The sequence below is a fragment of the Acidicapsa dinghuensis genome (genome assembly GCF_025685685.1).
GTDB lineage: Bacteria > Acidobacteriota > Terriglobia > Terriglobales > Acidobacteriaceae > Acidicapsa > Acidicapsa dinghuensis.
Genome location: NZ_JAGSYH010000005.1, coordinates 589,729 through 615,638, shown reverse-complemented (window position 1 = coordinate 615,638; position 25,910 = coordinate 589,729). Strand labels below are relative to the sequence as shown.

15 protein-coding genes are annotated in these 25,910 nt (G+C 57.0%); 4 read left to right on the top strand and 11 right to left on the bottom strand.

Annotated elements, in window-relative coordinates:
- Window positions 1-6: 6 nt before the first annotated feature.
- On the top strand, window positions 7-1,467 hold the full coding sequence (locus tag OHL22_RS17320; RefSeq protein ID WP_263340063.1) for an ATP-binding protein: 1,461 nt from the start codon (window positions 7-9) through the stop codon (window positions 1,465-1,467).
- Window positions 1,468-1,493: 26 nt separating this feature from the next.
- On the opposite strand, the gene OHL22_RS17315 is transcribed toward OHL22_RS17320, so the two are convergent.
- From OHL22_RS17315 to OHL22_RS17295, 5 genes are all read right to left on the bottom strand, one after another.
- Entirely contained in the window at window positions 1,494-2,381 is an 888-nt protein-coding gene (locus OHL22_RS17315) for a hydroxypyruvate isomerase family protein (protein WP_263340061.1), read from the bottom strand.
- 149 nt (window positions 2,382-2,530) lie between these two features.
- Window positions 2,531-4,462, bottom strand: coding sequence for a S1 RNA-binding domain-containing protein (locus OHL22_RS17310; RefSeq protein ID WP_263340058.1), 1,932 nt, complete (start codon window positions 4,460-4,462; stop codon window positions 2,531-2,533).
- Between the two features lie 72 nt (window positions 4,463-4,534).
- Window positions 4,535-5,668 (bottom strand): aromatic ring-hydroxylating oxygenase subunit alpha, encoded by a 1,134-nt coding sequence (locus OHL22_RS17305; RefSeq protein ID WP_263340057.1) that lies wholly within the window; start codon window positions 5,666-5,668, stop codon window positions 4,535-4,537.
- A gap of 24 nt (window positions 5,669-5,692) precedes the next feature.
- Window positions 5,693-7,180, bottom strand: a complete 1,488-nt coding sequence (locus OHL22_RS17300) for an APC family permease (RefSeq protein WP_263340056.1) — start codon at window positions 7,178-7,180, stop codon at window positions 5,693-5,695.
- A 39-nt stretch (window positions 7,181-7,219) separates the two neighbouring features.
- The gene (locus OHL22_RS17295; protein WP_263340054.1) at window positions 7,220-8,860 is read right to left on the bottom strand and encodes a phytoene desaturase family protein; all 1,641 of its coding nucleotides are present in this window, start codon (window positions 8,858-8,860) and stop codon (window positions 7,220-7,222) included.
- A 193-nt stretch (window positions 8,861-9,053) separates the two neighbouring features.
- On the opposite strand from OHL22_RS17295, the gene OHL22_RS17290 reads away from it, so the two are divergent.
- A complete protein-coding gene (locus OHL22_RS17290) occupies window positions 9,054-9,629 on the top strand; it encodes a DNA-3-methyladenine glycosylase I (protein ID WP_263340051.1) in 576 nt (191 codons plus the stop codon).
- Between the two features lie 30 nt (window positions 9,630-9,659).
- Here OHL22_RS17290 and OHL22_RS17285 read toward each other — a convergent pair whose 3' ends face one another.
- The 3 genes from OHL22_RS17285 to OHL22_RS17275 all read right to left on the bottom strand — a co-directional run bounded on the left by OHL22_RS17285 (window position 9,660) and on the right by OHL22_RS17275 (window position 12,429).
- Window positions 9,660-10,505, bottom strand: a complete 846-nt coding sequence (locus tag OHL22_RS17285; protein ID WP_263340048.1) for a zf-HC2 domain-containing protein — start codon at window positions 10,503-10,505, stop codon at window positions 9,660-9,662.
- A 1-nt stretch (window position 10,506) separates the two neighbouring features.
- Window positions 10,507-11,082 carry an RNA polymerase sigma factor gene (locus OHL22_RS17280; protein WP_263340046.1) on the bottom strand — a complete coding sequence of 192 codons (576 nt, stop codon included), beginning with the start codon at window positions 11,080-11,082 and terminating at the stop codon, window positions 10,507-10,509.
- 105 nt (window positions 11,083-11,187) lie between these two features.
- Window positions 11,188-12,429 (bottom strand): MFS transporter, encoded by a 1,242-nt coding sequence (locus OHL22_RS17275; RefSeq protein ID WP_263340043.1) that lies wholly within the window; start codon window positions 12,427-12,429, stop codon window positions 11,188-11,190.
- Window positions 12,430-12,527: 98 nt separating this feature from the next.
- Here OHL22_RS17275 and OHL22_RS17270 point away from each other — a divergent pair, with 98 nt between their 5' ends.
- Both OHL22_RS17270 and OHL22_RS17265 read left to right on the top strand, forming a co-directional pair.
- On the top strand, window positions 12,528-14,549 hold the full coding sequence (locus tag OHL22_RS17270; protein ID WP_263340040.1) for a hydantoinase/oxoprolinase family protein: 2,022 nt from the start codon (window positions 12,528-12,530) through the stop codon (window positions 14,547-14,549).
- Complete coding sequence (locus OHL22_RS17265; RefSeq protein ID WP_263340037.1) at window positions 14,546-16,141, top strand: hydantoinase B/oxoprolinase family protein; 1,596 nt, start codon at window positions 14,546-14,548, stop codon at window positions 16,139-16,141. Before OHL22_RS17270 ends, OHL22_RS17265 begins: the two co-directional genes overlap by 4 nt.
- Before the next feature lie 49 nt (window positions 16,142-16,190).
- Here the strand turns inward: OHL22_RS17265 and OHL22_RS17260 are convergent, their stop codons facing one another.
- From OHL22_RS17260 to OHL22_RS17250, 3 genes are all read right to left on the bottom strand, one after another.
- On the bottom strand, window positions 16,191-19,019 hold the full coding sequence (locus tag OHL22_RS17260; protein WP_263340035.1) for a beta-propeller fold lactonase family protein: 2,829 nt from the start codon (window positions 19,017-19,019) through the stop codon (window positions 16,191-16,193).
- 245 nt (window positions 19,020-19,264) lie between these two features.
- On the bottom strand, window positions 19,265-21,889 hold the full coding sequence (locus OHL22_RS17255) for a M1 family metallopeptidase (protein WP_263340032.1): 2,625 nt from the start codon (window positions 21,887-21,889) through the stop codon (window positions 19,265-19,267).
- Between the two features lie 630 nt (window positions 21,890-22,519).
- Window positions 22,520-25,606, bottom strand: a complete 3,087-nt coding sequence (locus OHL22_RS17250; RefSeq protein WP_263340030.1) for a bifunctional YncE family protein/alkaline phosphatase family protein — start codon at window positions 25,604-25,606, stop codon at window positions 22,520-22,522.
- Between the last annotated feature and the right edge of the window lie 304 nt (window positions 25,607-25,910).

The window sequence follows — 25,910 nt, the reverse complement described above, 5'->3', positions numbered from 1 at the left end:
CGGGCCATGCGCAGCACGTTTGTAAAGATTTTTCTCTCGTTCTGGCTTACGGAATTCCTTATCCTGCTCTGCACCATCTTTATTCTGTCGCGTGAGTTCGAGTCGAATGAAGCGGTGTACACGTCGACTTTCGCGATGATGATCTCGAATGCGCGTCTGGAGATGAACGCATACGAGACAGGCGGTTGCAAAGCGGTGGCAGGCGTGCCAAAGGTCTTTCCGCTTGAAGAACAGGGCAAAGTCAGCGCCGCGGATCAGCCGGCGATGCTGTTTGATGCGGATGGAAAGCCACTGTGCGACCAGCTTGCTCCTGGACAGTATGCAGAGCAATTAACAAAGATCAAGAAAGATGGATACCTGGTAGCAGAGCGGGAAGGCCCCGGTTATCTGCAAGGCATCACCGTCAAGGATGCACAGGGCCGCAAGTTTCTTTATCTAATGCGGGGTGCGTATCCAAGAGAGATTTACATTCCATACCGCGAGGAGCTGCCGCGAATCCTGATCGGCCTTATTGTTTCGGTGTTTGTGACATTCGGCATCACGATGGTGATCACGCGGCCTATTAGCTCTCTGCGCGAGGCGGCGCGACAGCTTGCAGCCGGCAATCTACGCGCCCGCGCCAAGCTGCCCAAGGGTAAGCCTAATCAGAAGACCGGAGACGAGTTGTGGGGCCTAGTCTACGACTTCAACGAAATGGCCGACCGCATGGAATCGCTGGTGGATGCGCAGATGCTGCTGCTGCGCGATGTTTCGCATGAGCTGCGCTCGCCATTGGCGCGACTGAGCGTGGCACTCGAGTTGGCACGTGAAGAAGCCGGAGCAGGCAAGCAGGCAAAGATCAGGCCAGGGCTGTCAGACCAGATGGACCGCATTGAACGCGAGACAGAGCGGTTGAATTCGCTGATTGGGCAACTTCTAAGCCTGTCGCATCTGGAGTCGTCTACACGGTTGCCAGATCGCATGCGTGTTTCGCTGCGTTGTGTCGTAACGGATCTGCTGCCGGATATGGACTATGAAGCACAGCGGCGCAACTGCGGCGTGAAGTTCCTGGAAAATGGGAAAAACGGAACGAATGGGCATGTCTCAGCCGATGTGCTCGGCAGTCCTGAGTTGCTCGGGCGAGCCGTGGAAAATGTGATCCGAAATGCGATCGCGTATACGGCAGAAGGCACAGCAGTTGAGATTCGGCTATATGAGGAGACTCGCCTCGGGAATTGCTTTGCGGTATTGCAGGTGCGCGATCATGGGCCAGGCGTACCGGATGCCGCGCTGAAATCGATCTTCCGGCCGTTTTACCGGCTCGATCTTTCACGGCAGCGCTCGACGGGCGGCTATGGCGTAGGGCTGGCGATCACCGAACGCGCAGTGCGGCTGCATGGTGGTTCTGTAACAGCACGTAATGCAGTTGAGGGAAGCGGATTGATTGTAGAGATGCGGCTGCCCGCTGCCGAAGCAACGGGCGCCTGAGTTAGAGATTGGCCGGAAGCGGGATGCTACACATCACAAAGATCAACAGCCTGACGCAGTGACGTAAGCGGATCGCGCGTAGGCACGAATTCATGCGCGACATATCCCTGATATCCCGTCGCGACAATTCCCTTCATCACGCCGACCCAGTTGATCTCCTGCGTGTCGTCAAGCTCATGACGGCCAGGAACGCCGCCGGTATGGAAGTGGCCGATGTATTCGTGGTTAGCCTGAATGGTGGCGATCATGTCCCCTTCCATGATCTGCATGTGGTAAATGTCGTAGAGCAGTTTGATGTTCTTCGATCCGACCTCGCCCATGACGGTGACGCCCCAGTTGGTGTGATCGGCCATATAGTCGGAGTGATTGACCTTGCTGTTAAGCAGCTCAAGACAGAGTGTGACGCCGTTGTCTTCGATGATGGACTTGACGCGTTTCAGACCGATGATGGTATTGCGTGCGCCTTCCCAGTCGAGCATGCCGTTGCGGTTGCCGGAGAAAGTAATGACGTTGGGAACGCCAGCTTTCACAGCAACGGGTACATTCTTGCGCAGAGCGGCTTCAAGTGAGGCGTGATTTTCCAAACGATTGAACGCCTTAGGAATGGTGCCTGCATCGACATAGCCCATGGTGCATTTGAGGCCATAGCGGGGTGGCACATCCCACTCATCAGCTCCGAGGAGATCGATGCCCACCAGGCCTATCTCAACACCAGCCTTACAAAGATCGTCGAGCGCGATCTTCTGGTAGCACCAGCGGGAAACTGACTGCTTGATATTGCCTTTGCGCTTGACTGGAGTAGCGGCTCCGTCTGCAAGCGGCTCTGCGCCACTGGAGCTGGTTGAATTGAGCACAGTGGCCGCACCGAAGGCGGCCGCTCCCTGCAGGACTTGCCGGCGATTCAGACTGCTCATGAGTCCCCTTTTCCAGACAGAACTCCGTCCGGATTGAAATCGTTTACCGAGCAAGTGTAATGCAGCCGATGAGGACTACGCCCTCCTTCATTTTCTGAATTTGCATATCGCACTCGGAGAATGAAGAAAGGCGTGGTTGAATCGGGGTACTACGCGATGAGTTCGAGCGTAATGACTTTGCTTTCCAGATCGATACGGCTGATGCGGAAATTACGCACCTGCCCGGTTTCGGCAGGTTGAGTTTTGCCCGCGGATTTCGAAGCGGTGCTGGAGGAGCCAGTCTTCCACTTCGACTGGAGCAACGAACTCAGCGCGGATAGATCAGCTTTGCCCGTGGTCGCCGCCTCCGGCGCTGGCTCCGGTGCTGGGGCAGTGGCAGGCAGCTTGCAGGTGGCCAGGATGCCTTCGCCGACCTCGACCTGCGCAACGCCGTCATGAATCGCGGCGATGCGGCCCGTGACTTTGTCGCCAGCTTTGTGCTCAGCTAGAAATTCGTCGAGGCCGGTCGGGATCGCTTGCTTGATGCTGAGCTTAAGCTGGCGCTTTTCACGGTCAATACCGAGGACTACTGCCGCGACCTGCTGGCCGACATGCACTGCGTCGCTGGGATGATTGAGGCGCCGGTCCGGAACAATTTCACTGATGTGGACGAGGCCTTCGACGCCTTCGGCAACCTTTACGAATGCACCGAACTTCATGATGCTTGCTACTGGGCCTTCAACGATGGCTCCTGGAAACAGGCGCTTGGACGCCTCTTCCCACGGATCGCCCAGAGCCTGCTTGAGACCGAGCGAGATGCGGCGTGCGGGCACATCGATACCGAGGATAACGGCTTCGACGGCGTCACCGGCTTTCACTACTTCTGTCGCTTTATGGATGCGTTTGGACCAGGACATCTCGGAGAGATGGACGAGGCCTTCGACGCCAGGCTCGATCTCTACGAACGCGCCGAAATCAGCAATGCGGCTCACAATGCCTCGGACTTTTTCACCTGTCTTGTACTTCTCGGGCACGGCGTCCCAGGGATGCGCCTGAAGCTGCTTGAGGCCGAGGGCGATGCGGTGGGTTTCGGGGTCGATCTTGAGGATTTTGACTTCGATCTTCTGGCCAACGGTGAGAACGTCGTCCACCTTTGAGACGCGATGCCAGGAGAGATCGCCGATGTGGAGTAGGCCATCGATGCCGCCGAGATCGACGAATGCGCCGTAGTCCATGATGGTGCGGACGGTGCCATCGAGAACCGCGCCTTCCTGCACTTCAGAGTAGCGACGGTCTTTGTCTGCGAGAGCTTCTTCCTCTAGCACGACACGGCGATCGACGACCACGTCTTCATCGGCAACATCGAGCTTGGTGATGCGGCAGCGGATTTCTTCGCCGACGAGCTTTTCCATTTCGGCCGCGTCGCGCGTGCCGCTGCGGGACGCGGGCAGAAAGGCGCGAACGCCGACATCGACATGCAGACCGCCTTTGACAACGCCCGTGACGGTGCCAACAATCGTGGCTTTTTGTTCAAAGGCGCGTTCGAGGCCGGTCCAGTCTTTTGGAACCGCGGTGCGGAAGAGACTGAGCGCATAGTAGCCGCTCTCGTCGCGGCCTTTTACGGAGACCTGCAGCGCGTCACCCGGCTTTATTGACTCAGGGCCTTTGGGAAACGCGGTGAGCGGCAGGATGCCTTCGAGCTTGAATCCGATATCGACCAGGACGGAATCATCTGTTACGGCGACAACTGTGCCGCGGATCTGGCCTGTGCCTTCGCGGCGTTGATGGGTGCGCTGGAACTCGGAATAAATGTCGGCGAAGGATTCTTCGGGGACTGCCGGTACTGTCTCGACAACTGGCTCGGGATCGGCCTGTGGCTTATGTACAGCCTCCGAAGTGGGCGCCGCTTCGGGAATGGATGGTGCTTCCGGCGCGGCAGGCTCCCTGAGGTAAATAGCCTCTTCGGCTTGCTGCTCAGCTTCCTGTTCGACTTCGGCTGCCATGCTGGCGTCAACCTTGGGATCGATGGGAGCGGGTGCGGATTCTGTGGGGGCTTCGGTAGCGAGAACGGGCTGTGTTTCGGGTGCGGTAGATTCGGACATGAACGATAAGGCCTCTGGAAGCGTCTTTGACCGCTGTCCGCGCGGCGGAGTGCGGCAAAAAACAGCACTCCGTTATGATCGCATGCTGAGCGGGGTGAGCGCAGAGGCGGCAGATTTCAGATCGCGTGCGAGCAGGCGGTGGAAGAGGTGTTCGCCGGCTTCGCGGCGCACGGAAAGGCGGCCTGCGCCGTAAGCCCGCGAGGCGAGGCCGCGCTGTACGGATTCGCAGATGGCTACGTCTTCGTCCTGCACGGTGTCGCTGGTGGCAATGCTGGCGAGATTGTGTCCTTCGCGCTCGGGTGAGACATCACTAAAGTAGAAATCGAAGAGCACGCGGCAACGGTTTGGACCGAGGGGCAGGACGAGGTTGGTGTCCATTACGCCCTCGTAGACGTTGATCATGAAATTGGGATAAAGCCAGAAGTACCAGGCGCGGTCACCGATACGCGTGGCAGCAACCTGAGCGTCGTCACCTGTGACCATCGGGCTGGACTGAAGACAGAAGCGCTCGCCGTTTTCGATAGTGTAGTGGGTGTAGTCGAGAACGCTGTTCAGGCCCTTGTGCAGATGCGGAACGTGGTAGCCGCCATCGAGGTAATTGTCGACGTAGACCTTCCAGTTGCAGTTGAGTGTATAGCTCTTTGTGGAGTGATAGTGCAGGTTGCTGAGTTGCAACGGATCGATACGGGGAATGATGTCGCCAAGAAGCTGCCACAGCGGTTGCGGGTTGGAAGCAAGGTTCACGAAGACGAAGTGCTCCCAGAGATCGACGGCAATGGGGGCAAGACCATTGCTGTTGCGGTCAAAGTTACAGACCCCGGCAAACTCGGGCATGCCTTTGAGCGAGCCGTCAAGACCGTAGTTCCATCCATGGTAAGGACAGCGGAAGAATTGCGCGCGGCCCTGCGGACATGTGGCTACGGCCGCAGCGTGATGGCGGCAGACGTTGTAGAAGGCTCGGAGCTGGCTGTCTGCACCGCGCACAACGAGCAGCGGTTCGCCGACGAGATCGAGCGTGAAGTAATCGCCGGGGCTTGCGACCTGATCCGCGCGACCGGCGACGATCCAATTGCTACCGAAGACATGATTTCGTTCAAGCGCTTCGATTCGTGTGTCGAGATACCACGGCGCTGGGATGGTGCTGGCCTCGGCGAGCGGAGCCATTTCGTCGTAAAGCGCGAGCAGTGCAGGGACCGATGTATCCATAAGAGGCGTCAATCCGATCCATCGTTATTCGAGTGAATCTGACAGTAAGGATTTTGTGGCGGATGTGGATGTTTGTAATACAAGAGTGCGAGCCTGACGACGCTTGCCGAGATAGTAAAGCAGGCCGCCGATGGCGAGCAGGATGATGGTGAGGCCGATAGTCTTGAACATGGCGAGCGGCTTGTTGGGTTCATCGTCCGAGGGCAAAATCGATAGGCCGATGGTGATGACGGTGCTGAGCAGGCCTATCCACGCGAGGACGACCGCAACAGGTTTGCCACCCGGAACGCGAATTACTTCAGGTCCCATCGGCTCGCGTTGCAAGCGAAGAGTAGATGCAAACAGGAACAGATAGGGGATGAAGTAGGTTATGACGCTCATGCTGACCATCACGTCGTAGGCGCCCTTGACGCTGGTCGCGGCCTGGCTGAGAAAGGCGAAGAGCATACCGGCGAGTCCGTAAAAGAAGACGGCGACGTAGGGCGTGTCCCATTTGGGATGGACTCGTCCGAAGGCTGCTGGCAGGTAATTATCAATGCCGGCGACGAAGGGAAGACGCGCCGTGGCTGTGAGATATGCGCCGGCGGCTCCGAGACAGCTAAGTGTAACCATGAGCGCAATAACGACGACCAGCCAGGGAATGCCGAGATTCTGGCATAACTGTGCCGTCGCGGTCATGAAACCGCCGAGCCCGTTGATTTGCTCGCTGGGCATGGCGACGAGCATGGACAGCGTACCGAGAATGTATCCGATAGTGATGAGGACACCCGCAAAGATAAGGGCGCGCGGTATGGTGCGGCGGCTATCTTTGATCTCGTCGCCCATGCAGGATGCGGATTCAACTCCGGCGAATGCGTAAAAGATTGTGGACCAGAAGATCGCGTTCTTCACGCTGAGATGCGGCGACATCAAGGGCAACGTGAAATGTGTCGCGCTGCCCGAACGGCGAAAGGAAAGCACTCCGAGGACGATCAATACTGTGAGCGGAATGACCGAGCCGATAGCGCCTGCGTTGTTGAGCCATTTGCCGGGTTTGACGCCGATGATGTTGAGAAATGTGATCAGCCCGAGCGCCGTGAGTGAGAAGACCATGAAGTACCCGCTCTGGTCGGCGAGCGCTTTACCGTGGGGACCGGCTGCGAAGAGAGCGCTACCTGCGGCGAAATAAAGAATAGCCGGGAAGTACGGTAGATTGCTCATCCAGTAAGTCCATGCAGCCATAAATCCAGAGAAGTCTCCGAAGGCACGCTGCGCCCAGACGTAGAGCCCACCCTCCTGGGGATATCGAGAGGAAAGCTCCAGCACGCTCGCCGCCAACGGGACGAAAAAGAAGGCCCACGCCCAGATCCAAACAATGATGGAACTCGGTCCGGAGGCAGCCGCCGTGGCGATCCAGCGCAAGCTGAGGCCGCTGGCAAGGTAGAAGAGCGTTAAGTCCACGAGGCCTAGCTCGCGCTTCATCTGCGGTGCGGATGGTGCGTTGCCGGACTGCGGAATTGGTGCTGTGCTCACGCTCGCCGCCTTGTTGTGAATCTTGGATATGAATTCTGTCTAGCTGACTGCTCCTGTATCTTTGAGTACGGCCATGGCGGCATTGCGGCCATTCACGGCGATGACGCTGCCGCCAGGGTGCGTGCATGCTCCGCAGAGATAGACGCCGGGCATGGACGTTCGGGCACTGAGGCGCTTACTCCACATGTACTGCGGCAGGATCTCGCCTTGGAAAATGTGGCCGCCGGTGAGTCCAACTTTCTCTTCAATGTCCGGCGGGCCAAGCACCTGTGCATCGGCTACAGCATCGGGAATGTTGCTGCAGAAGCGGCCCAGAGAGGCAAGAGCAACGTCGCGTGCGGCATTGCGATGGTCATTCCATGTGCCGCTGGCAAAGGTATACGGAACGTATTGCGCGAAGACGCTCATGGTATGTTTGCCGGAGGGAGCGACACCTCTGTCATGAACGCTCTGGAAATAGAGTTCGCACCAGAGATGCTCAGGTAGTTTGCCGGCTTTGGCTGCGGCGAAGCTGTCTTTCCACTCCTGTTTCGTCAATGGAGCGTTGATTTGACCGTAGTGGTGTGGCTCATTCATGCCGGGACGAGCAATGAAATTGGGCAGCTCATTGAGCAGAACGTTGAGTTTCACAGTGCAACCCTGGATCGGAACGGATTCGACATGTGTTTTCCAGGCGGGGTCGGCCTGTGAGTCGAGCAAACGCAGTGTCACACGAGGATCAGCGTTGGAGATAACAATGGGCGCGGAGATCTTTTCCCCTCCAGCAAGAAGAACGCCTTCGCTGGGAAGAATCTGTGCTACTGAAACACCCGCGGCAACAGCGGCTCCGGCTTCGCGCGCGGCGTCGCACAGGTAGAAAGAGACCATGCCCATGCCGCCTTTGACGTACCCCCACATGCCGGGCATGCCGCCGAGGCGGCCTGAAGAGTGATGAAAGCGTACCGAGGCTGTACCTTTATCAAACGGGCTGGCGTTGGTGCCGATGACACCTTGGCCCAGATACGCAACCTGTAGCTGCTCATCCTGTAGGTAGTGCTCGACGAACTCAGCCATGGACCAGTCGAAGAGAACGGCGCGCGCCTCCTCATCGTCACCGAGGCGCTCTTCGATCTGCTCGCGGGTGGGTGGTTCGCCCAGCCAGAGATCGCGCGACCAGTCTCCATTGACCGGAGTGGGACGCAGAGCATCGCGCAGCCGCCGCACGACTGCGCACATGGCGCGGAAACCTTCGAGATCGTGCGGAGAGAATCGCTCGACTTCCGCGTCGCACTTCTCATCGTCATCCCATAGCTGGATGCTGCGGCCATCGAGAAATGGAATGAACATGCCGTTGACAGCGGGTGTCCAGTGAAAGCCGCGTGCCGGCAGGCCGAGCTCATCGATGACGAGCGGGTGCAATAGCCCTGCAAGATATGCACAGGGAGACATTTTTACACCGGGAAACGGCTCTTCTACGGTACAGGCGCCTCCGATGCGCTCGCGCGATTCCAGCACGAGTACACGCTTGCCGGCGCGGGCCAAGTATGCAGCGCACGCAAGACCGTTGTGGCCGGCTCCGACGACAACAGCGTCCCACGAGCGAGAGGCCAGTTCGGCAATGGGAGCAGGAAGACCGATGCGGCCAAGGGAATCGACTGCAGAACGGAATGGGCTGGAGAAGGATGGGTTCAAGGAAGACAAGAAAAACGGTTCTCCGATGCGGATCCAATTGCCGAACCCGTGGCCGGGAAGAACGCGATTCAAGGTGCGGCTTGGTCATCACTATACGGGGCGCTGGCGCGATGGGTCCACGGATTTCTTATGATGAGTAGGCAGCGAAAACAAATCAAATTAAGCACGGCGGGACAACAACGCTGGCTACCTGGGGTGATAAATGACAACCAAAATCCGGTGCAAATGGGCGGAGAGCGATCCGCTGCTGCGCGAGTATCACGATACAGAGTGGGGCATACCTGAGTATGACAGCCGCATGCTTTGGGAGATGCTGATGCTGGAAGGATTCCAGGCTGGTCTCTCATGGCTAACGATTCTCCGCAAGCGTGACGGGTTCCGCAAGGCATTTCGGAACTTCGATCCGAAAGCTGTAGCAAAGCTTACTGAATTAGATATCGAACGATTGCTTTCGGATGAAGGAATCATTCGTTCGCGGGCAAAGATTGAGGCAACGATTACAGGAGCGAACATCTTCCTCGAAATCGAGAAGAGCGGTGAGAGTTTTTCGCAGTGGGTATGGAAACTGGCGGGCGGGAAGCCGGTTCGGAATGAGACCGGTGAGGTTCCGGCGAAGACGCCACTGTCAGAGTCGATCTCTGCGGCCTTGAAGAAGCGAGGATTCAAGTTTGTTGGACCCACGATCGTGTACGCATGGATGCAGGCGGTTGGCATGGTGAATGATCACAGTGCCGACTGTTTCCGGCGCAATGTGCGAGGAACTAAAACCGCCAAATAATAGCTGCCGCAATCGGTGAATGAGCAGCGGTCACCGAATCAGATGCTTCAGGGCAGCAGGCGGATCGTTTTCGGTGCGCAGCCCGCTTGATTGCAGCGGCTTGTCCGTATGGAAATACTTCTTATAGGCGACGATCCAATTGCTGGCGATGGCGCGCTGAGCCTCGCCAAGATCTATCTGACGTGCGCAGACCATGTTGTGCAAGCGATCTTCGAGCTGGTCTTTTACATAGGAATTCCACTCAGTGTTGCCATGCGGCTCAGGCCAAAGATTGCGCACATCTTCCGCCCCGCCGAGGCCGGGTGTGATCAGGTAATCGACCTCGAATTCAGCAGCGGGTGCGCCCTTGATTCCGTATTCGCGGAAGACCCTTTGCTGCAGATCGGCGGGCACATCCGCTACGACATCTGCCGAAGTACTGCATAGTTGCTCGATGGCTACCAGGTGAGTTGAGCCCGGTGTATAGACAGGGTCCGGCAGCGATTGCGCGTAGACCGGCGCATTTGTTACGTGATGACGATAGAGCCCGATGGCAGCCGCGCCTAGAATCGCCAGCACCGATGCGTATGCTGCGATTCTCATCAACGCATACTGCGTCGCGGCCTGCCCGGCGCTTTGCCGATCCAACTCGGTAATTCTGGCTCTGAGCATGGCGCGCGGGCCGGATGGATCTGTGCCCGGATTGAGTTTCGCAATCTGGTGATGCTCCAGACCAGTCAGCATAGAGTCCAGCGCGATCATTCTCTGACGGCAGCGCTCGCATCGGTTTACGTGCCGGCGGACACGGTGACGCCGCCAGACGGAAAGCTCGCCGTCCGCGTAGAGCAGGAGCTGTTCGTCAGAGCAATGTGCCGGTACAGGTTTCGAAACGCTCATCTTACTGTCCATCAACACGGGTGAGCCGCCTCAGCGTACGTGTCAACGATGCTGAAACAGACCCGAGAGAGATTCCCAGAATGCGCGCAATTTCACGATAACGCAAGCCCTCCGCGCGCAGCATCAGGCAGAGCCGGTCCTGCTCGGGCAGCGCGTCGACGACTGAGACCAACCGCTCTCTGCGGCGCGTGGAGAGCAGATGTTCTTCAGGATTAAGGCGATGATCATGTGCTGCCAAGGCATTGTCCGCATCGGCGTATTGATATCTTGCAGAACCGTCACGCCGGTGCTTGAGGGCGAGGTTGTGCGCAACCCGAAAGATCCAGCCAGGAAGGTTTTTCCGCGATTTTCCCAGGCGCAGGTGGCAGAAAAGCGCCAGGAACACTTCCTGTACAAGTTCTTCTGCATCGTTGTTCGAGATTCCAAAAGCGGAGACATAAGCCAGGAGCCGGCTTCGGTAGGAGTCGAAGAGCGCGACGACCTCGCGTTCGAGATCATGGTTCTCTCCACCGTGTTTCGTGCCCACGACCAGCGGTAGCGGCTGAATCTGCGTCGCGTCCGATGGCACACCAGGCATCTGAAAAAATACGCTCCTCTTTGCATGGTACGCGTGCTCGACTCGAAATGGCCAATCCAGCGAAGAAGCGAAATTACAGAAAAATGTGAAACTGGAGCTTCTCAACTAAACGTCGGCTTGAGCAACGAGATCGGTGGGCGGCTGGATTGCCGTCGCAATGAGCGCCGCAACAACGAAGGCAATCGATGTAAGGCATAGCGCAAGGCCAAGACCGACACGTTCAGATATGCCTCCTATGAGATAGGGCGCAGCGGCGCTTACCAGACGTCCGCTGTTATAGACGAAGCCCATGGCGGTGCCCCGTAATCGGGTCGGAAACAGTTCGCTCGACAGAATGCTAAAGCCGCTGTAATAGCCCGTTCCGAAAAAACCGACCAGTGGACCGATGATAAGCAGCGCATGCGGATTGCTCACCAGCGCGAATGCGGGAGTCAGCAATGCGGCAATGATGAGATAGCCGATATAGGTGCGCTTCGCTCCGAATGTGCCTGCAATGTATCCAAAGAGCACATAGCCAAGAAATGTGCCGGTCTGCATGACGATGGTCCAGGTAGAGGTTTGCAGCACATCGAGGCCATGGCCTCCCTGCGCAACCGGCATCGAGAGAAAACGCGGCGCCCAGGTGAACAGTCCCCACCAGGCGAAGAGGGTCGCGGCGTTCATGGTGGCGCAGACCAGCGTGCTGCAACTGTACCGGCCGCGAAATAGCTCCCCGATTGGAACACCGACCCGAACGCTGGCCTGACGTTCGCGCCGCCAGGATTCCGGCTCAGGAAGCCCGCGACGTACCAGCAGCGCAATAAGCGCCGGGAAAATGCCTGCAAAAAATACGGCACGCCAGCCGAAACGGGGCATGACGAGCGCGACTACTCCCGCACCCAGCGCATAACCAATGGCCCAGGAGCTCTGCACCCACGCCAGAGCTTTCGCTCGATGCTGTGCCGGCCAGGTTTCGGCTACCAGTGCGGCGCCGGATGCCCATTCGCCGCCCATGCCGAGTCCGAGGATGAGGCGGCAGAACAGCAACTGCAACGGCGTCTGTGAAAGGCCGCACAGGCCGGTGGCGACCGAATAAATAAGCACGCTCCACGTAAGGGCGCGGGCACGTCCAAAGCGGTCGGCAAACCAGCCAAAGGCCATGCCTCCAATCGCAGCCGAGACCAGCGTGGCGGACATCATGGCGCCGCTCATGGCTGAGGAGAGATGCATGCTCCGTTGCACTTCGCCCAGTACGAGCGCGTAAAGCATCACGTCCATGCTGTCGAGCATCCAGCCTAGCGATGCGGCGACGAGCGTATGCTTTTGCGCGGTGGTAGCGCGGAAGAACCATCCGAAGATTGCGTCCAAGCGCCTCTCCTGGTGAGCGAAAACGATGGTTGGTGCTTTAGAGTCGAAGTGCGAGCCTATAACAGGCGCGTGACTCCACCATACGGGATCAGAGCACTTTGCGCGTAGCGATTGATAGCGGGGGAACATTTACCGATTGTGTGTATCTCGCAGACGGCGAACTACGGGTCGTGAAAGTGTTTTCGACACCTGCTGATCCGTCGCGAGGGGTGTTGGATGGTTTGAGCCAGATTGTTGCACGGGAAAAATACACCGGCGCTCTGGATGTACGCCACGGAACGACGGTCGGAACCAATGCGATGCTGGAGCGCAAGGGAGCTCGTGTTGCTTTTGTGACGACCAAAGGGCTGGAAGATACGATTGCCATCGGACGCCAGACGCGGCAGCGGCTCTACGACTGGTTCGCTCCGCTGCCAGAATGTCTCGTACCACGAGAGCTGCGCTTTGGCGTACCGGAACGTGTGAGCGCGGAAGGTGCAATGCTGCGTGAGCCAACGGAAGAAGAACTGCAGGCTCTGCTGGAGAGTGTGCGTGCAAGCGGTGCGGAGGCTGTCGCGATATCGCTATTGTTTTCTTTTACGCAGCCAATAACTGAGCAACGTGTTGAGGCATCTCTGCACAATCTTGGTGTGCCGGTGTCGGTTTCGCATCGCATCCTGCCGGAGTTTCGCGAATACGAACGAGCCGCGACGACAGTGGTGAATGCGTATCTTGCTCCCCGCATGCAGAGTTATCTCGAGCGGCTTGAGCGCGAAGTTACGGCAAAACATCCTGAGAGCCGCGTGGATGTGATGCAGTCTTCGGGCGGTATATTGCCGGCGCGGGTCGCCGCCGAGCAGCCGGTGCGAACGGTACTTTCCGGGCCTGCGGGCGGCGTGATCGGCGCAATAACGCTGGCGCGATGGGCCGGCTTCGAGCGCATCATCGGCTTTGACATGGGTGGCACATCGACCGATGTCTTTCTGGCTGATGCAGCACAGGGTGGTGCGCGGTTGACACGCGAATCTATAGTCGCCGGTATGCCGATCAGCGTGCCCATGCTCGATATTCACACAGTGGGATCTGGAGGCGGATCGATTGCGCGGTTTGATGCGGGCGGCATGCTGCGTGTAGGACCTGAATCGGCTGGGGCCGATCCAGGACCGATCTGTTTTGGAAAAGGCGACAAACCCACCGTCACGGACGCGAACTACATTCTTGGAAGAATGGATGCAGACAGTTTTCTTGGAGGCAGCGTTACGCTGCATGACGAACGCGCACGAGTGATGATGCAGGAGCACAAAGGACCGCTGACGAGCGTTGAGGAGTTCGCAGCCGGCATCTTGCGAGTCGTCGAAACCAACATGGAGAAAGCTATCCGCGTGATCTCAGTGGAGCGGGGTCTCGATCCACGCGAGTTTGCGTTGGTGGCTTTTGGCGGTGGCGGGCCTCTGCATGCGTGTGCATTGGCGCGTGCGCTTGGAATCGGCACCGTGTTGGTTCCAGCATTGCCCGGCGCGCTTTCGGCGGTTGGAATCTTGCTGGCGGATGCGGTGCGGGATTATTCGAGAACCGTGATGCTGGCCAGCGACGATGCAGACGGTTTGCAGGGAATCTTTACGGAACTAGAGAAACACGCGAGGCACGAACTGCGCGCAGAATATGGCGAGAGTGTGCGCGAAGAGCGGGTATCTCTTTTGCGTACACTTGATGTTCGTTATCGAGGGCAAGGATATGAGCTGAATGTGGCCTTCGATCCTTCCCTGCCCGCAAAAGCTCTCGACAACTTTCATGATCTGCATGCGAAAAGCTATGGATTTAGCCATCGCGAAAGGCCAGTCGAGATTGTGAATGTGCGTCTGCGGATTGCTGTAGCCGCGGAGCCATATGCTCCAAAGCTAGCTTCTGAATCTCCAAACGATGGAAGTGACGCTTGTACAGGCGAACGCAGCGTTTGGTTCGATGGTGTCGCGCTGTCTTCCAGTGTGTACGCGCGCGACAGACTGCGTGCTGAAGCACGATTCCACGGGCCAGCGTTGATCACTGAATACACGTCGGCGACATTGTTACCTCCTGGATCAGGCGCGCATGTGGATACGTTCGGCAACCTGATTGTCACCGTGGGAGAAATGCAGGCATGACAAGGCTAACTGTCGATCCGATTGATCTGGCGATCTTTCAAAGCGCAGTTCACTCCATCGCCGAGGAGATGGGCGCTGCGCTGCGGCGTACCGCGCTCTCACCCAATATCAAGGAGCGGCGCGACTATTCCTGCGCAGTCTTCGATGGTAGAGGCCGCGTGATTGCGATGGGCGACCACATGCCTGTTCATCTGGGATCGATGCCGATGTCGGTGCTGGCGGCAATTGATGCAATCAAGCTGGGGCGCGGAGATATTGCGGTACTGAATGATCCGTATGCAGGAGGCACGCATCTACCGGACATCACGATGGTGATGCCGGTGTTTCATGACGCAGAGCAAGAGCCGCTGTTTTATGTAGCCAATCGCGCACACCACGCCGATGTCGGCGGCACCTATCCAGGATCCATGGGGCCTGCGCGCGAGATTTTTCAAGAAGGCATTCGCATTCCTCCCGTTCGCATCGTCCGCGGCGGCCAGGTAGATCGCGAGATGCTCGATCTGATCCTGTTCAACGTCCGTACACCACAGGAACGCGAAGGCGATCTGGATGCACAGATCGGCGCGTGCCGTGTTGGGCAGGACCGGCTGCTGGAGCTCGCTGCCAAATATGAGCCAATGAAGCTTTGTGCGCTCGTTGATGAGCTGCTTGACTATTCTGAGCGGCTGGTGCGCGCGGAGTTGCGAAAGATGCCCGCTGGCGAGTTCTGCGCGGAGGATTGGCTGGATGAGGACGGAGTAACGGACAATCCATGCCGCATCGCTGTGAAGCTGACGATTGATCCAGCGGAGGCCGCAATTACTGCGGACTTTGATGGCTCCGCGACGCAAGTCAACGGCAGCATCAATGCAGTCCGGGCTATTACGCTCTCAGCATGTTTCTATATACTGCGATGTCTGATTGCCGAGGATGCTCCTGCTACCGCGGGAATCTTGCGTCCGCTCACGCTTGTCACTCGACCCGGAACAATCGTTGATGCGCATCCTCCCGCGCCTGTTGCTGGAGGCAATGTCGAAACATCGCAGCGGATTGTGGATGTGCTGATGCGGGCGCTGGCGCTGGCTGTTCCGGATCGTGTGCCGGCAGCAAGCGCCGGAACGATGAGCAATCTGACGATCGGCGGCATCGATCCTCGCTCTGTGCGCCCTTTTACTTACTACGAAACAACGGCTGGCGGAATGGGCGCGCGCAATGGCATTGATGGCATCTCGGGCGTACAAACGCATATGACCAACTCGCTCAACACTCCGATTGAAGCGCTGGAATACGCATATCCATTTCGTGTGCGGCGTTATGGCTATCGTGAGGGATCGGGTGGTAATGGTGCATACCGCGGCGGCGATGGGCTGGTGCGTGAGATCGAGCTGCTTGCCGATGCGCAGGTAACGCTACTGGCTGATCGTCGCAAATTCCGGCCCTATGGACTCGCCGGCGGTGATGATGGAGTAGCGGGCAAAGCAACGCTGTTGAGAAACAATCTGAGCAACAGTTTAGCCTCGGAGGAACTGCCAGGAAAGTGCAGTCGGCAAGCGAAAGCAGGCGATGTGCTCAGGCTGGAAACTCCAGGCGGCGGCGGATGGGGAAAGGCATGAGCATGTTTCCACCACACCGCCGCAGCTGAATCACCCTGTTGCGCGCAGCTTAATCGTCATCGTCGTCATGACGCTGCTTATGACGCTGCAGCAGTTGAGCGGGAACAGGAGCATTTCCCATCGCATCGCGCCACAGGATGACATTGAGCTTTTGCGCATCGGCATGATCGGCATGGCGGAAATCCATCTTCATGCTGGCTTGCGCGCCGGGCGCATTCTTTGGATTAGCGGTATAGATGAGGCCGTTGGTGTCGTTGGATCGATCGGCCTCATACGGTGGTTGATCGCCGGGACCAGTGAACAGTGACGCAATGACAGGGCTGAGCGCGTCGTTATTATTCATTGGAGGAACGCCGAGCAGAGCCTCCATTGTATGCAGTACGCTCACTGTGGTGTAGAAGTGGCTGTCGACGAACGCTCCACTGTTAGGACCGTGCGGCGCATATTTGCTGATGACATATACGGTGCTGCGGTGAGCCTCGACATGATCTCCGCCATCCTGCGCGTCGTCTTCCAGAATGAAGAATGCAGTATCGTCCCAGAACGGTGAGTGCGAGATGTCTTCTACGGCGCGGCCTACCGCGAGATCGTTATCGGCAACCGATGCCCTGGGTGTTGGACTTCCCGGACGAGTACCTGCCGTGTGATCGTCACCGAGGCGCAGCAAAACGAAATTCGGCATGGTGTCTTTGCCTTGCACACGATCTGCGACCCACTGCTTGAGATGATGTTCAAAGATGTTGACGCGAATCTGATCGGGAATCATGAGATCGAAGTCTGGCGCTTCCGGTGCAAAGTGTCCGACGAGCTCTGGCTTTGTAGGAGTATTGGTTGCGATTAGCGGAATCGCCCATGGCCATTTGTTTACGCCGCCACCCCAGTTTGCTGGTATCTCTTCTCCAGGCTTAATCTCGGGGCGTGCGCAATTCTCGCCGGCGAGCATGGGCCCCTGTTGAGGATTGAGTGTCGCTGCCTTCTTTACGTCAGTGCAGAAGACCGTGGCGATGAATTCGCCGAAGTGATAGTAGGTCTTGCCATGCGTTGCTAGATCACCCCAGAGGTATCCGCTGCGTGGCTCGTTGACGTCAGGAATCTTTTCGAGCAGCGGTGTTCCATTCGCGACGACTCCCTCGTAGTCGTAAGTGCGCTGACCGCCTCGATACGACTGCTGCCAGGTCTTTTCGAGATAGTCGGTGCCGATACCGGCTGTTGACCACACATGGCCGTCGCCGGAAACCTCACCTGAGTCGTAGAAGTTATCGAGCACGCCAAATTGCAGCACGAGCTTATGCTGGTTCGGGGTGATGGACTCGCCGTACATTGTCAGCTTCGAGTCACCGTTGCCTACCGGATGACCATTCTGTTCAAGATCGCCAAGAATTTGATCGTAGGTGCGATTTTCCTTGATGATGTAGATCACGTGCTTGATGTGGCTCTGGCTGCCATCGGCAAAAGTGATTTGCTGTTGCGCTGACTTCATACGGTTGGACTCAAGTACAACCGATGTCCAGTTGCGAAGATTCTGATCGATATCGGCAGTATCGATGGAGGCAAGCGACCCGTAGAGCAATGTGCCGATGTAGGTGGATTTGCGTGTTACGCGCTTACCCGCTCTGTTGGTCATTTCCATTGGCACATTGTTTGGACCAGTACCATGACCTTTCGCAGTCGCAACGTACAGCTTGCCGCTGACAACCGCCATCGACATCGGCATCCACTCCGTTGGGATGAAGCCGATGGGTTCGGAGAATTTTTCAGGTTCCTTGCCATTTAGTTTCTTTCCGTCGAGGACAGCGACGGCATCGGTAATGGCATCAGCCACATAGAGACGGCTTCCATCACTGCTGATCGCCAGAGCCTCAGGTTCCGCGCCAAAGTAGTTCTGACCCGGCAGGCGCGTACTGAAATAGCCCTTGACGCTGAACTGTCCGGCACCGATATTGACCGCCGCGACGGCGTCGCGATTGGCGAGCGCAACATACATCGTGCGTCCGTCTGGTGTGATCTCAAGCGCGCATGGGTGCGTGCCGGGAGCGACGGCGCTCTCTGGCTTCAAAAGAGTCAGTTTGTGCGCAACCGCACCGGTGGTCAGGTCCAGCTCGACTACCTCCGAGGCGTTCCATAGTGCAACGAAGGCGCGGCGCTCATCCTTTGTCACAGCCAGCGCGATGGGATAGGTTCCCGGCACTGCATCGCTTTCGGAAAGATCGAAGCGCTTTTCGAGTTTGCCGCTCACTGCATCGAGGATCAACACATCGTCGGAGAGATTGTCGGCAACGAGCAACTTTTCTGCGCCGGGCTTACCAAGCACAGCTATAGCAGCGGGAAATGGAATGCCTTCGCTGCTTTCCGAATCACCATTGAGCTTCGTTTTGCGGCCAGTTGCAAGAGGCTCAAGGGGCAGATGCAACAGGCTCGCCGGCGCTACTCGTCCTTGATTGAAGTTGTAGACAATGATGCCGCTGCCTGTATCGTCCTGGCCTTTTCCCTCTGGATCGGATATGGAACCGATGCTCGCATAGATATGCTTGCCATCATGACTGAACGCGAGGCCGGAATAGAGCGTTTGCTTGGCGTTGACAAGCGTGCGATCGTCAGGAAAATCGGAAAGTGTTCCTGTCTGAGTATCGAGAACTGAGAGCGATTGCTCCAGGTTCGACTCACGTGTACCGTAGCCAGCATTGATCGTCACCACATAGCGGCCATCGGGCGAGACTGCCATAGACATGGGCAGGCTGTTGATACGTTGAGGATGGCCGGGAATCTCGCCAATGAGAGCTTTGCTGGTCGGCAGATCGATATGTTGTGTAGTTTGGCCGCTCAGCGCCTCTGCGTTCAGCGCGAGAAGAGTGATGAAACACGCAGTCGAGAATCTCATATACCATACCTAGCAAATTGGGCTGGCTTTCACTTTACAAAAGGATGAACGCAAGAGAATCTCGAGCGCTGTCAAAGGTTTTTGCCGTCATTAGGGAAGCTCTCGCAATGCCAAACGTGGCTACCCAATTCATCCGACCCTGCACGGAAGAATACGCCGTGAGACATTCATGAGGACAACAAAATTTGCTGCGTGCGTGGGTTTGATTTCGTTTGGCGTCATTGGATGAGTACACGGCATCGACATCAATCGGGAAACTTCTGTTGAATGCGCGCTGTGCGCTCCAACTCATCCACTGCTTCAAGAACTTTGAGCCGCAGATCGGCATCGATGGCACGACTCTGCAGCCACTGATGCACCTGCAACTGCGCTGCGTTGCTGGCGACAAGTGTGTTTTGTCCATCCATAAAAGTGCTTAGCCACGCGCCGAGGAAGAAGATCTTGCGGTGCTGCTTGATCTCTTCAAGACTATCCAATGCTTTCGCCAGATACGGCTGCGTAAGAGCTGACTGATTCCATGCGTTAAACGGACGGAGGCTTTGCGTGATCCAGTCTTCCTGAATAGACGCGTCGTGCAGATACTGTTCGAAGTAACGTGCCTTCACCGCGGCGCCGGGTACACCCGACGCCACAGCGTACGCATATTTCTGGCCTTCTCCGCTATGATCCTTCTCCTTTTCAGTCGAATAGATGGATTGCGCATCGGGATCATTCATGAGCAGCAGGTGGCCGATGATATTCCAACGATCCAGCGGCTTCAAAGGCATGCCCGGAATTGTTATCTGCCCTTGGAGCAGTTTTTTCAGCGTGTCGAGGGCCTGCGGGGTCTCGGCAATGTTCGTAAAGGCTCGAAAACTGACAATGCGTAAAGCCAGATCCGGTGCATGCAGCATGCGATCGGCGACAACATTTTCAATGTTCGGCACTGTGGATTTGCGAGCCTCTTCCGACAAGTAAGAATGAAGCACGGTTGTGATTCTGGCGCTTTGTACACGTGTCATGGCTTCATCCGGCTCATGAGGCAATGCGGCCATCGCGTGATCTACAAAGCTGCGCGGAGATGACTGGGCCAGGTGCACATTGTCCCAAAGCGCACCCCACAGCATGCTTCGCAGCAGCGGATCCTGTTGGGTAACAGGTGTATCGACGATTTCGGTTGCTGCAGCCTTTTCGCTTTTCTCGTCCAGCAGGAAACGGCCGTACGCCTGATCGCCAGCATTTGCAAAGATAAACACAGGGCACGGTTGGCCAACAGCCTCTGTGATCGATGTTGTTGGCGTATTCCAGTCGACTCTGATCTGCTTGTTATTCGATTGCGCAGCGGACTTGAAATGCAGATCGACGAGATTGCTGATTGGCCACGTATAGCCATCCGGCAAAACATCCTGCTGTGAAAGCGTGAGCGTTGAAAGCTTTCCCCCCTCGCATGACCACGCAACGTTGACCTCGGGCATGCCACGATGCTGAATCCACGCCTGAGCCCATGACTCAAGATCGGCAGCGTTGTTGGAATGAAGTGATGATCCGGCCTGCTCCAGCGCTTTGATCAGATCATTCCACTCCGCATTCGCATAGGCATGCTGCTTCAGGTACAAGCGCAAACCGTTGCGAAAGACTTCGGAGCCCACGTGAAACTCAAGCTGCTTGAGAACTGCGGGCGCCTTCTGATAAACGATCGCTCCATAGGCCGACTTCGCATCCTTCAAGTTGGGAATGCTCTGATAGATCGGCGTCGTGCCCAGAGTTTCATCGATACCATAGGCAGCCGGCTTGATGTCCTGGTAGAAGTGTTTCCACGGATCGGACGCCGGCTCAAGATCCGCCAAAGCCTTGTAGGCCATGTACTGCGCAAAACCCTCTTTGAGCCATAGATCGTCGAACCAGCGCATCGTAACCAGATCGCCGAACCATTGGTGGCAGGTCTCATGCAGAATCAGCGTATTGCGCCGGAAATAATCACTTGGCGTGGGAGCCGTGCGGAAGAGAACGCTGTCCTCATTGAGAAATGTCTCTCCGGCATGTTCCATTCCACCGAAGGGGAAGCCGGGAATGAGCACCAGATCGTATTTCGGAAACGGAAAAGGTTGAGCGAAAAAACTGGAAAGATAGCCGACACCACGCGCGGCGATGCTCTGCACTTGCGGCGCTTCCTGCTCGGCACGCTGCAGTTGCGATTTGCGCACATAGATAGTGGGACCTGCGGCAATCTTCGCCGGAATCGCGGCAAAAGGACCGGCAGCGAATGCAAACAAGTAGGTGCTGATCTTGCGTGAAGCATCGAAACGGGTATGAGCGCCATCGATTCGGCGAGCCGTCGTATTGCCGATCACGGTCCACCCGTCGGGGTGTTCGACCGAAAGCGTAAATTGCGCTTTCAGGTCCGGCTGATCGAAGCAAGGAAAGGCCATACTGGCATCCATGGGAACAAAGAGCGTATAGAAATACTCGCTGCCATCGTCCTTGTCCTCATAGCGTGTGATCGCTTTGCCCGCCGGCGCTGCGTTGCTGCTGAACTCTGCTTTCAATATGTTGTGCCCAGCTTGCGCCGGTAGGTGCAGATGCCCGTGGTCAAGCTGCGTCGAAATCGGCTGACCGTTAAAGACCGCCGAGTGGAGTGCGCCGTCGCGATAATCGATCAACAGATCGCCGGCGGACTCACTATCGAATTCAACCGTAGCGGTCCCGGCCACTGTGTCCGCATGTTCTTTGAGCGTGAAGACGAGATCGTACCGGATGTTCGAGATTCGCTGAGCTCGCTCTTTCGCCAGAGACCTCGAAACTCCGGGTTCGGCTTGCGCAAAAATCAGTGCAGGCACAGTCAATAAAAACACTGTAACGAAGAGAATACGAATGCAAGTTTGGTTGGGCATAGGCCTTTCCAGCATCTTACAGAGCAAACCCGGACGCCAATAGAAGTGTGCGTTGAAGACGCCAGACACCATCACCGAAAGACAGGCGACAGCGGTTTGAGAAGGGAAGAAGAAAATCTGACGGAGAAAGGGATTCTAGTCCTGCATATATTCGTCCATGCTTACGCGAAAACAGAGTGCAGGGTCCGGTGACTGCCGTTGCGATTCTCCTTCGTCACCAGCAAGCCAGGGAAATCGCGAAAACCCAGCGCCCCTGCCTCATCCATGAAACCTCAAAGCCACATCTGCAACTCAGAGGTTCTTGATGGTAGAAGCTAGTCGTCGCGTTTCGGTTGCACAGAAGTTCTTCTGCTCACATGATTGCGCTACGATTTCACGAATGCTCGACCCGTCGCATCTATAAGCTTTTATATTCAATATTATAGAGTCATATATTTGCAAACCTAATATAGGTCAAAAGCTCCATTACCTCACCAGCTTGATCTGTTGTTGCAACCGCCTACTCATTTTCTGTCACGTCTCTACGAGATACTGCCGACGGCCTGAAGCCGGAACCGTTTTGAGATTTGAAGCATAGACAAAGGCCCTCCCCGTGTGACAGGAGAGGGCCTTTGCGGTTGGGACGATGAATTAGTCGTCCAGGTCAGCGTGAGCAGGGGCCTTGCGGTTGAAGTCGCTCGCCGGGCGAACCTTCTTCTCGCCGGGGAACGGGACCACAAATCCCGTGGCTTCGTACCAGTTGTAGTGGCGAACGGTGTCCGGATCCTCGGAGTCGGGAACATGATATTTGCTGCCGAAGATCTGTGCCTTCTTCTTCAGCCAGCCCGCCTGCAGAGCCAGGACCTTGGGGTCACTGGTCGGAAGCTTCAGTTTGGCGACGGTGCCGTCATCCAAAGCGATGTCATTCTGCACATGGTTCCAAGGCAGGAAGTTCTCCTTGGGTGGGTTGTTGGTGAAGATCTCGTACATCGGCGAAGCCACAAGATCGTTCTGGTTCATGGGCTTCAGACCGAGAATCTGCTCGATCGTGCGGGTAAAGTTGACCTGCGTGTAGAAGGTGTGGTCGGCGACTGCACCAGCACCGCTGCCGTCGGAGCTAACCTGCTGCTTGACGTAGGGGCTGAAGACATAGCCGGGGCTGCGGTGACCGTCTACGTGGTCAACACCGTCCTGCGCGTCGTCTTCCTCGACGAAGATCGCTGATGAGTCCCAGATGGAGCTGTGGCTGATAGCATCGACAAAGCGTCCGAGGGCCAGGTCGTTATCGGCCTCCATGGCTTGCGCGGCCGGTGGGCCGCCGGTGTGGTCAGAGCTGATCCACATGAACGATAACTGGGGTACCGTACCCTGCCTGACGTCTTTCTGGAAATCCTGATACCAGACATCGAAGCGGTACTGGTCGGGAATGCCCAGATCGAACTGCGGATATTCCTGGACTGTGTAATTCATCACGTTCGGGAGCGGAGAGTACGAACCGACCGTCTTCTGATAATTCAGAGTCTTCTCACCCGTGGCTCCTGGTGCTGCGCAGTCACTCGGTTGTGGCAACGCGTACTTTGAGTTTGAGCCGAACGTCGCCTCATCGAAGCACTGGGAATCGCGATAGAACTGTTGCCAGCTCGGCTCGCAGCTTCCGGTGTATTCCGTCGCAGTGCAACCCGGCACTTTGAAGGTGTTCTCTTCGACGTACTCGCCGTAGATCTTCATGTTGAGGTGTTCTGCCGCGGCGACATCGAAAAGGTGACCCTTCTTCTGATACGCAATCGCATCGCCACCGTTGGAAGGATAGTCGCGGTCCCAGTCCGGCGACTGGATGTCGTCGGAATAGGGCGCCATGGCTTGGAGAATCCAGTTGTGACCGTCAGCCGACTGCCGGCTCGGGTCATAGAAGTTGTCAAAGAGTGGGAAGCGTTCGACCAGCGCGTGTGCGTTGGGCGAGACGTTGCCGTAGATTCCGGACGAACCGAAAACTGCCAGGGAGGGGTCGCCATTGCCTGCGGCCACATCACCCAGCATCTGATCGTAGGTGCGGTTTTCGCGAATGATCACGAAGACGTGCTTGATCTTCGAGGGTTCGCCGATCTTCGCCGGGATTGCAACCGGCCTGGCCCATCGGTCGCCTTTTCCGGCTGCCTCGATGTTCCGCTCCAGATCCCAGTGGTTGTTCTGGAAGACTTGCCTTGTCATCGCTTCCAGAGCCCCGCGATTGGGCACGGGAACGATGCTGACGACACCAAGGTCCTGGTGGGTGTTCAGGGCGGCCGGTGAGCCGTGTGAGGTCGTGGTTGAATTTTCAGGCGGAGTATTCTGGAAGCCCGTGGTGCCGATGCCCTTGTCATTGCCGACGAGCAGCGAATTGTCCGGGGTATCCAGCACAACCGAGCTAGGCGCATAGCCGACCGGGATCATGCCGATGACGGGGTTCTGGTTTCCCCAGCTTTCGCGCAGATCCACCACGGCGATGGCATTGGCGTTGTAAAGAGCGACATAGGCGATGTTGTTCTTGTCGTCAACAGCGATCGAGTTCGGGCCTGCGCCGTAAGCGGATTTGTGTTCGCCGGGTACGCCGATAGGCAGTCCGAGATCGATCTTCCGTTCTTCCCGGTTGGCGCCCGTGTCGATTACGGAGATGCTGTCGCTATAGGCATTCGCGACCAGGAGCTTTCTGCCCCAGAAGGCCATGCCGGTCGGGTGAAGGCCGGTTTCGATGTTGCCGGTAACCGTAAACGAGGACAGATCAACCACGGAGACCGTGCCGGTCAACGCGGAACCTTCTGGATAGCTGGCCACGATCGGGGTGCCGTCGGAATATAGCTGGAAGTCCTTTCCCTTAGCGATCCGTCCGGCTTCGTTGGAGACGTAAGCGGTCCTGCCATCTGGAGAGATCACGACGCTGTGAGGGACGTTGCCGACGCGGATGAACTTGGTCAACGTATTGGTGCTTAGATTGATCATGCCCAGTTCGTCGCTGGCATCGAGCACGACATAGGCGGTCAAGTTATCCGGCGAGACCGCAAGGCCCAGTGGATAGGAAGTAGTACCGGAGTAAGGAATACCGCAGGGAATTGCATCGCTGCCCGTGGTTCCAACCGGACCAGAGATCTTAACGCCGGTCGCCGGCATGGTGACGGTCTGCGTGCAATTGGCGCTGTTCAATACCGGCTCATTCCCGAATCCGGGGAGGTTGACGGTGGTGGCATCCAGCGGAAGGCTAATGTGAGCGACGTTGGATGTGATCATGCCCGAGTTCGGATCAACGGCAACGTAGGCAACGTAGCCGTTGTCCTGGCTGAACAGCAGGTGCAGGCCATCGGACGTATAGATGATGCCTGTGGCGCTGCCCGTTTTAGAGCCGTTGTATGCGAAGTTCTGCACGACGGCGCCGGTCTTGGTGTTAAAGATGGTGACGGCCTGAGGGGCACCCATTTGAAGGACGGCAGCGGTGTGCGTCGTGGCATTCGGGTTGAGCGCGACAGCCTTGGCGCGTGTGGTGACGCCGAGATAGACCTGGGTGCCAGCGGGGGTGAGGATTGTGCCGTCACTCACGACCCACGGATGAGGCAGAGTTGACGGGTAATTCGGGCCATGCGACCCGCTCAGATTCTCGCCGGGAGTGTAGGTCGGGAACTGCGCGGACTGAGCGAGCGCCGGAACACTCAACCCAGCCGCCAGCAAGCCGACGAACATAGGCTTGATTCGAGAATGATTTCGGGACATCTGTTCTTCTCCTCTTTCGGTTACTTGCATCGCGCGACCTGGAGACGGCTATGCAGCTTATAGTCGTTCCAGAAAATGGGGATTCATGGATTGAGCGGAGAGGTTGGGCAGGTCAATTCAACGACGAATTAGTTCCAGGGATTGTGCAGAGTCACCGTCGACCGTTGACTTATGCAAGTGGTTGATCTGAAGCGCGCATGAATATTTGAATGCGCCGCGTTCCATTTCCTGCTGCGGCCCAGCTTGCCTGTCGACAACGCCGGATTGTTGAGTCTTCAAAATGAGAACCATCAAACGGGAAGAT

Coding starts and splice junctions, on each gene's coding strand:
- OHL22_RS17320 (WP_263340063.1), top strand. CDS start 7: ATGCGCAGCACGTTTGTAAAGATTTTTCTCTCGTTCTGGCTTACGGAA.
- OHL22_RS17315 (WP_263340061.1), bottom strand. CDS start 2,381: ATGAGCAGTCTGAATCGCCGGCAAGTCCTGCAGGGAGCGGCCGCCTTC.
- OHL22_RS17310 (WP_263340058.1), bottom strand. CDS start 4,462: ATGTCCGAATCTACCGCACCCGAAACACAGCCCGTTCTCGCTACCGAA.
- OHL22_RS17305 (WP_263340057.1), bottom strand. CDS start 5,668: ATGGATACATCGGTCCCTGCACTGCTCGCGCTTTACGACGAAATGGCT.
- OHL22_RS17290 (WP_263340051.1), top strand. CDS start 9,054: ATGACAACCAAAATCCGGTGCAAATGGGCGGAGAGCGATCCGCTGCTG.
- OHL22_RS17285 (WP_263340048.1), bottom strand. CDS start 10,505: ATGAGCGTTTCGAAACCTGTACCGGCACATTGCTCTGACGAACAGCTC.
- OHL22_RS17280 (WP_263340046.1), bottom strand. CDS start 11,082: ATGCCTGGTGTGCCATCGGACGCGACGCAGATTCAGCCGCTACCGCTG.
- OHL22_RS17265 (WP_263340037.1), top strand. CDS start 14,546: ATGACAAGGCTAACTGTCGATCCGATTGATCTGGCGATCTTTCAAAGC.
- OHL22_RS17260 (WP_263340035.1), bottom strand. CDS start 19,019: ATGAGATTCTCGACTGCGTGTTTCATCACTCTTCTCGCGCTGAACGCA.
- OHL22_RS17255 (WP_263340032.1), bottom strand. CDS start 21,889: ATGCCCAACCAAACTTGCATTCGTATTCTCTTCGTTACAGTGTTTTTA.
- OHL22_RS17250 (WP_263340030.1), bottom strand. CDS start 25,606: ATGTCCCGAAATCATTCTCGAATCAAGCCTATGTTCGTCGGCTTGCTG.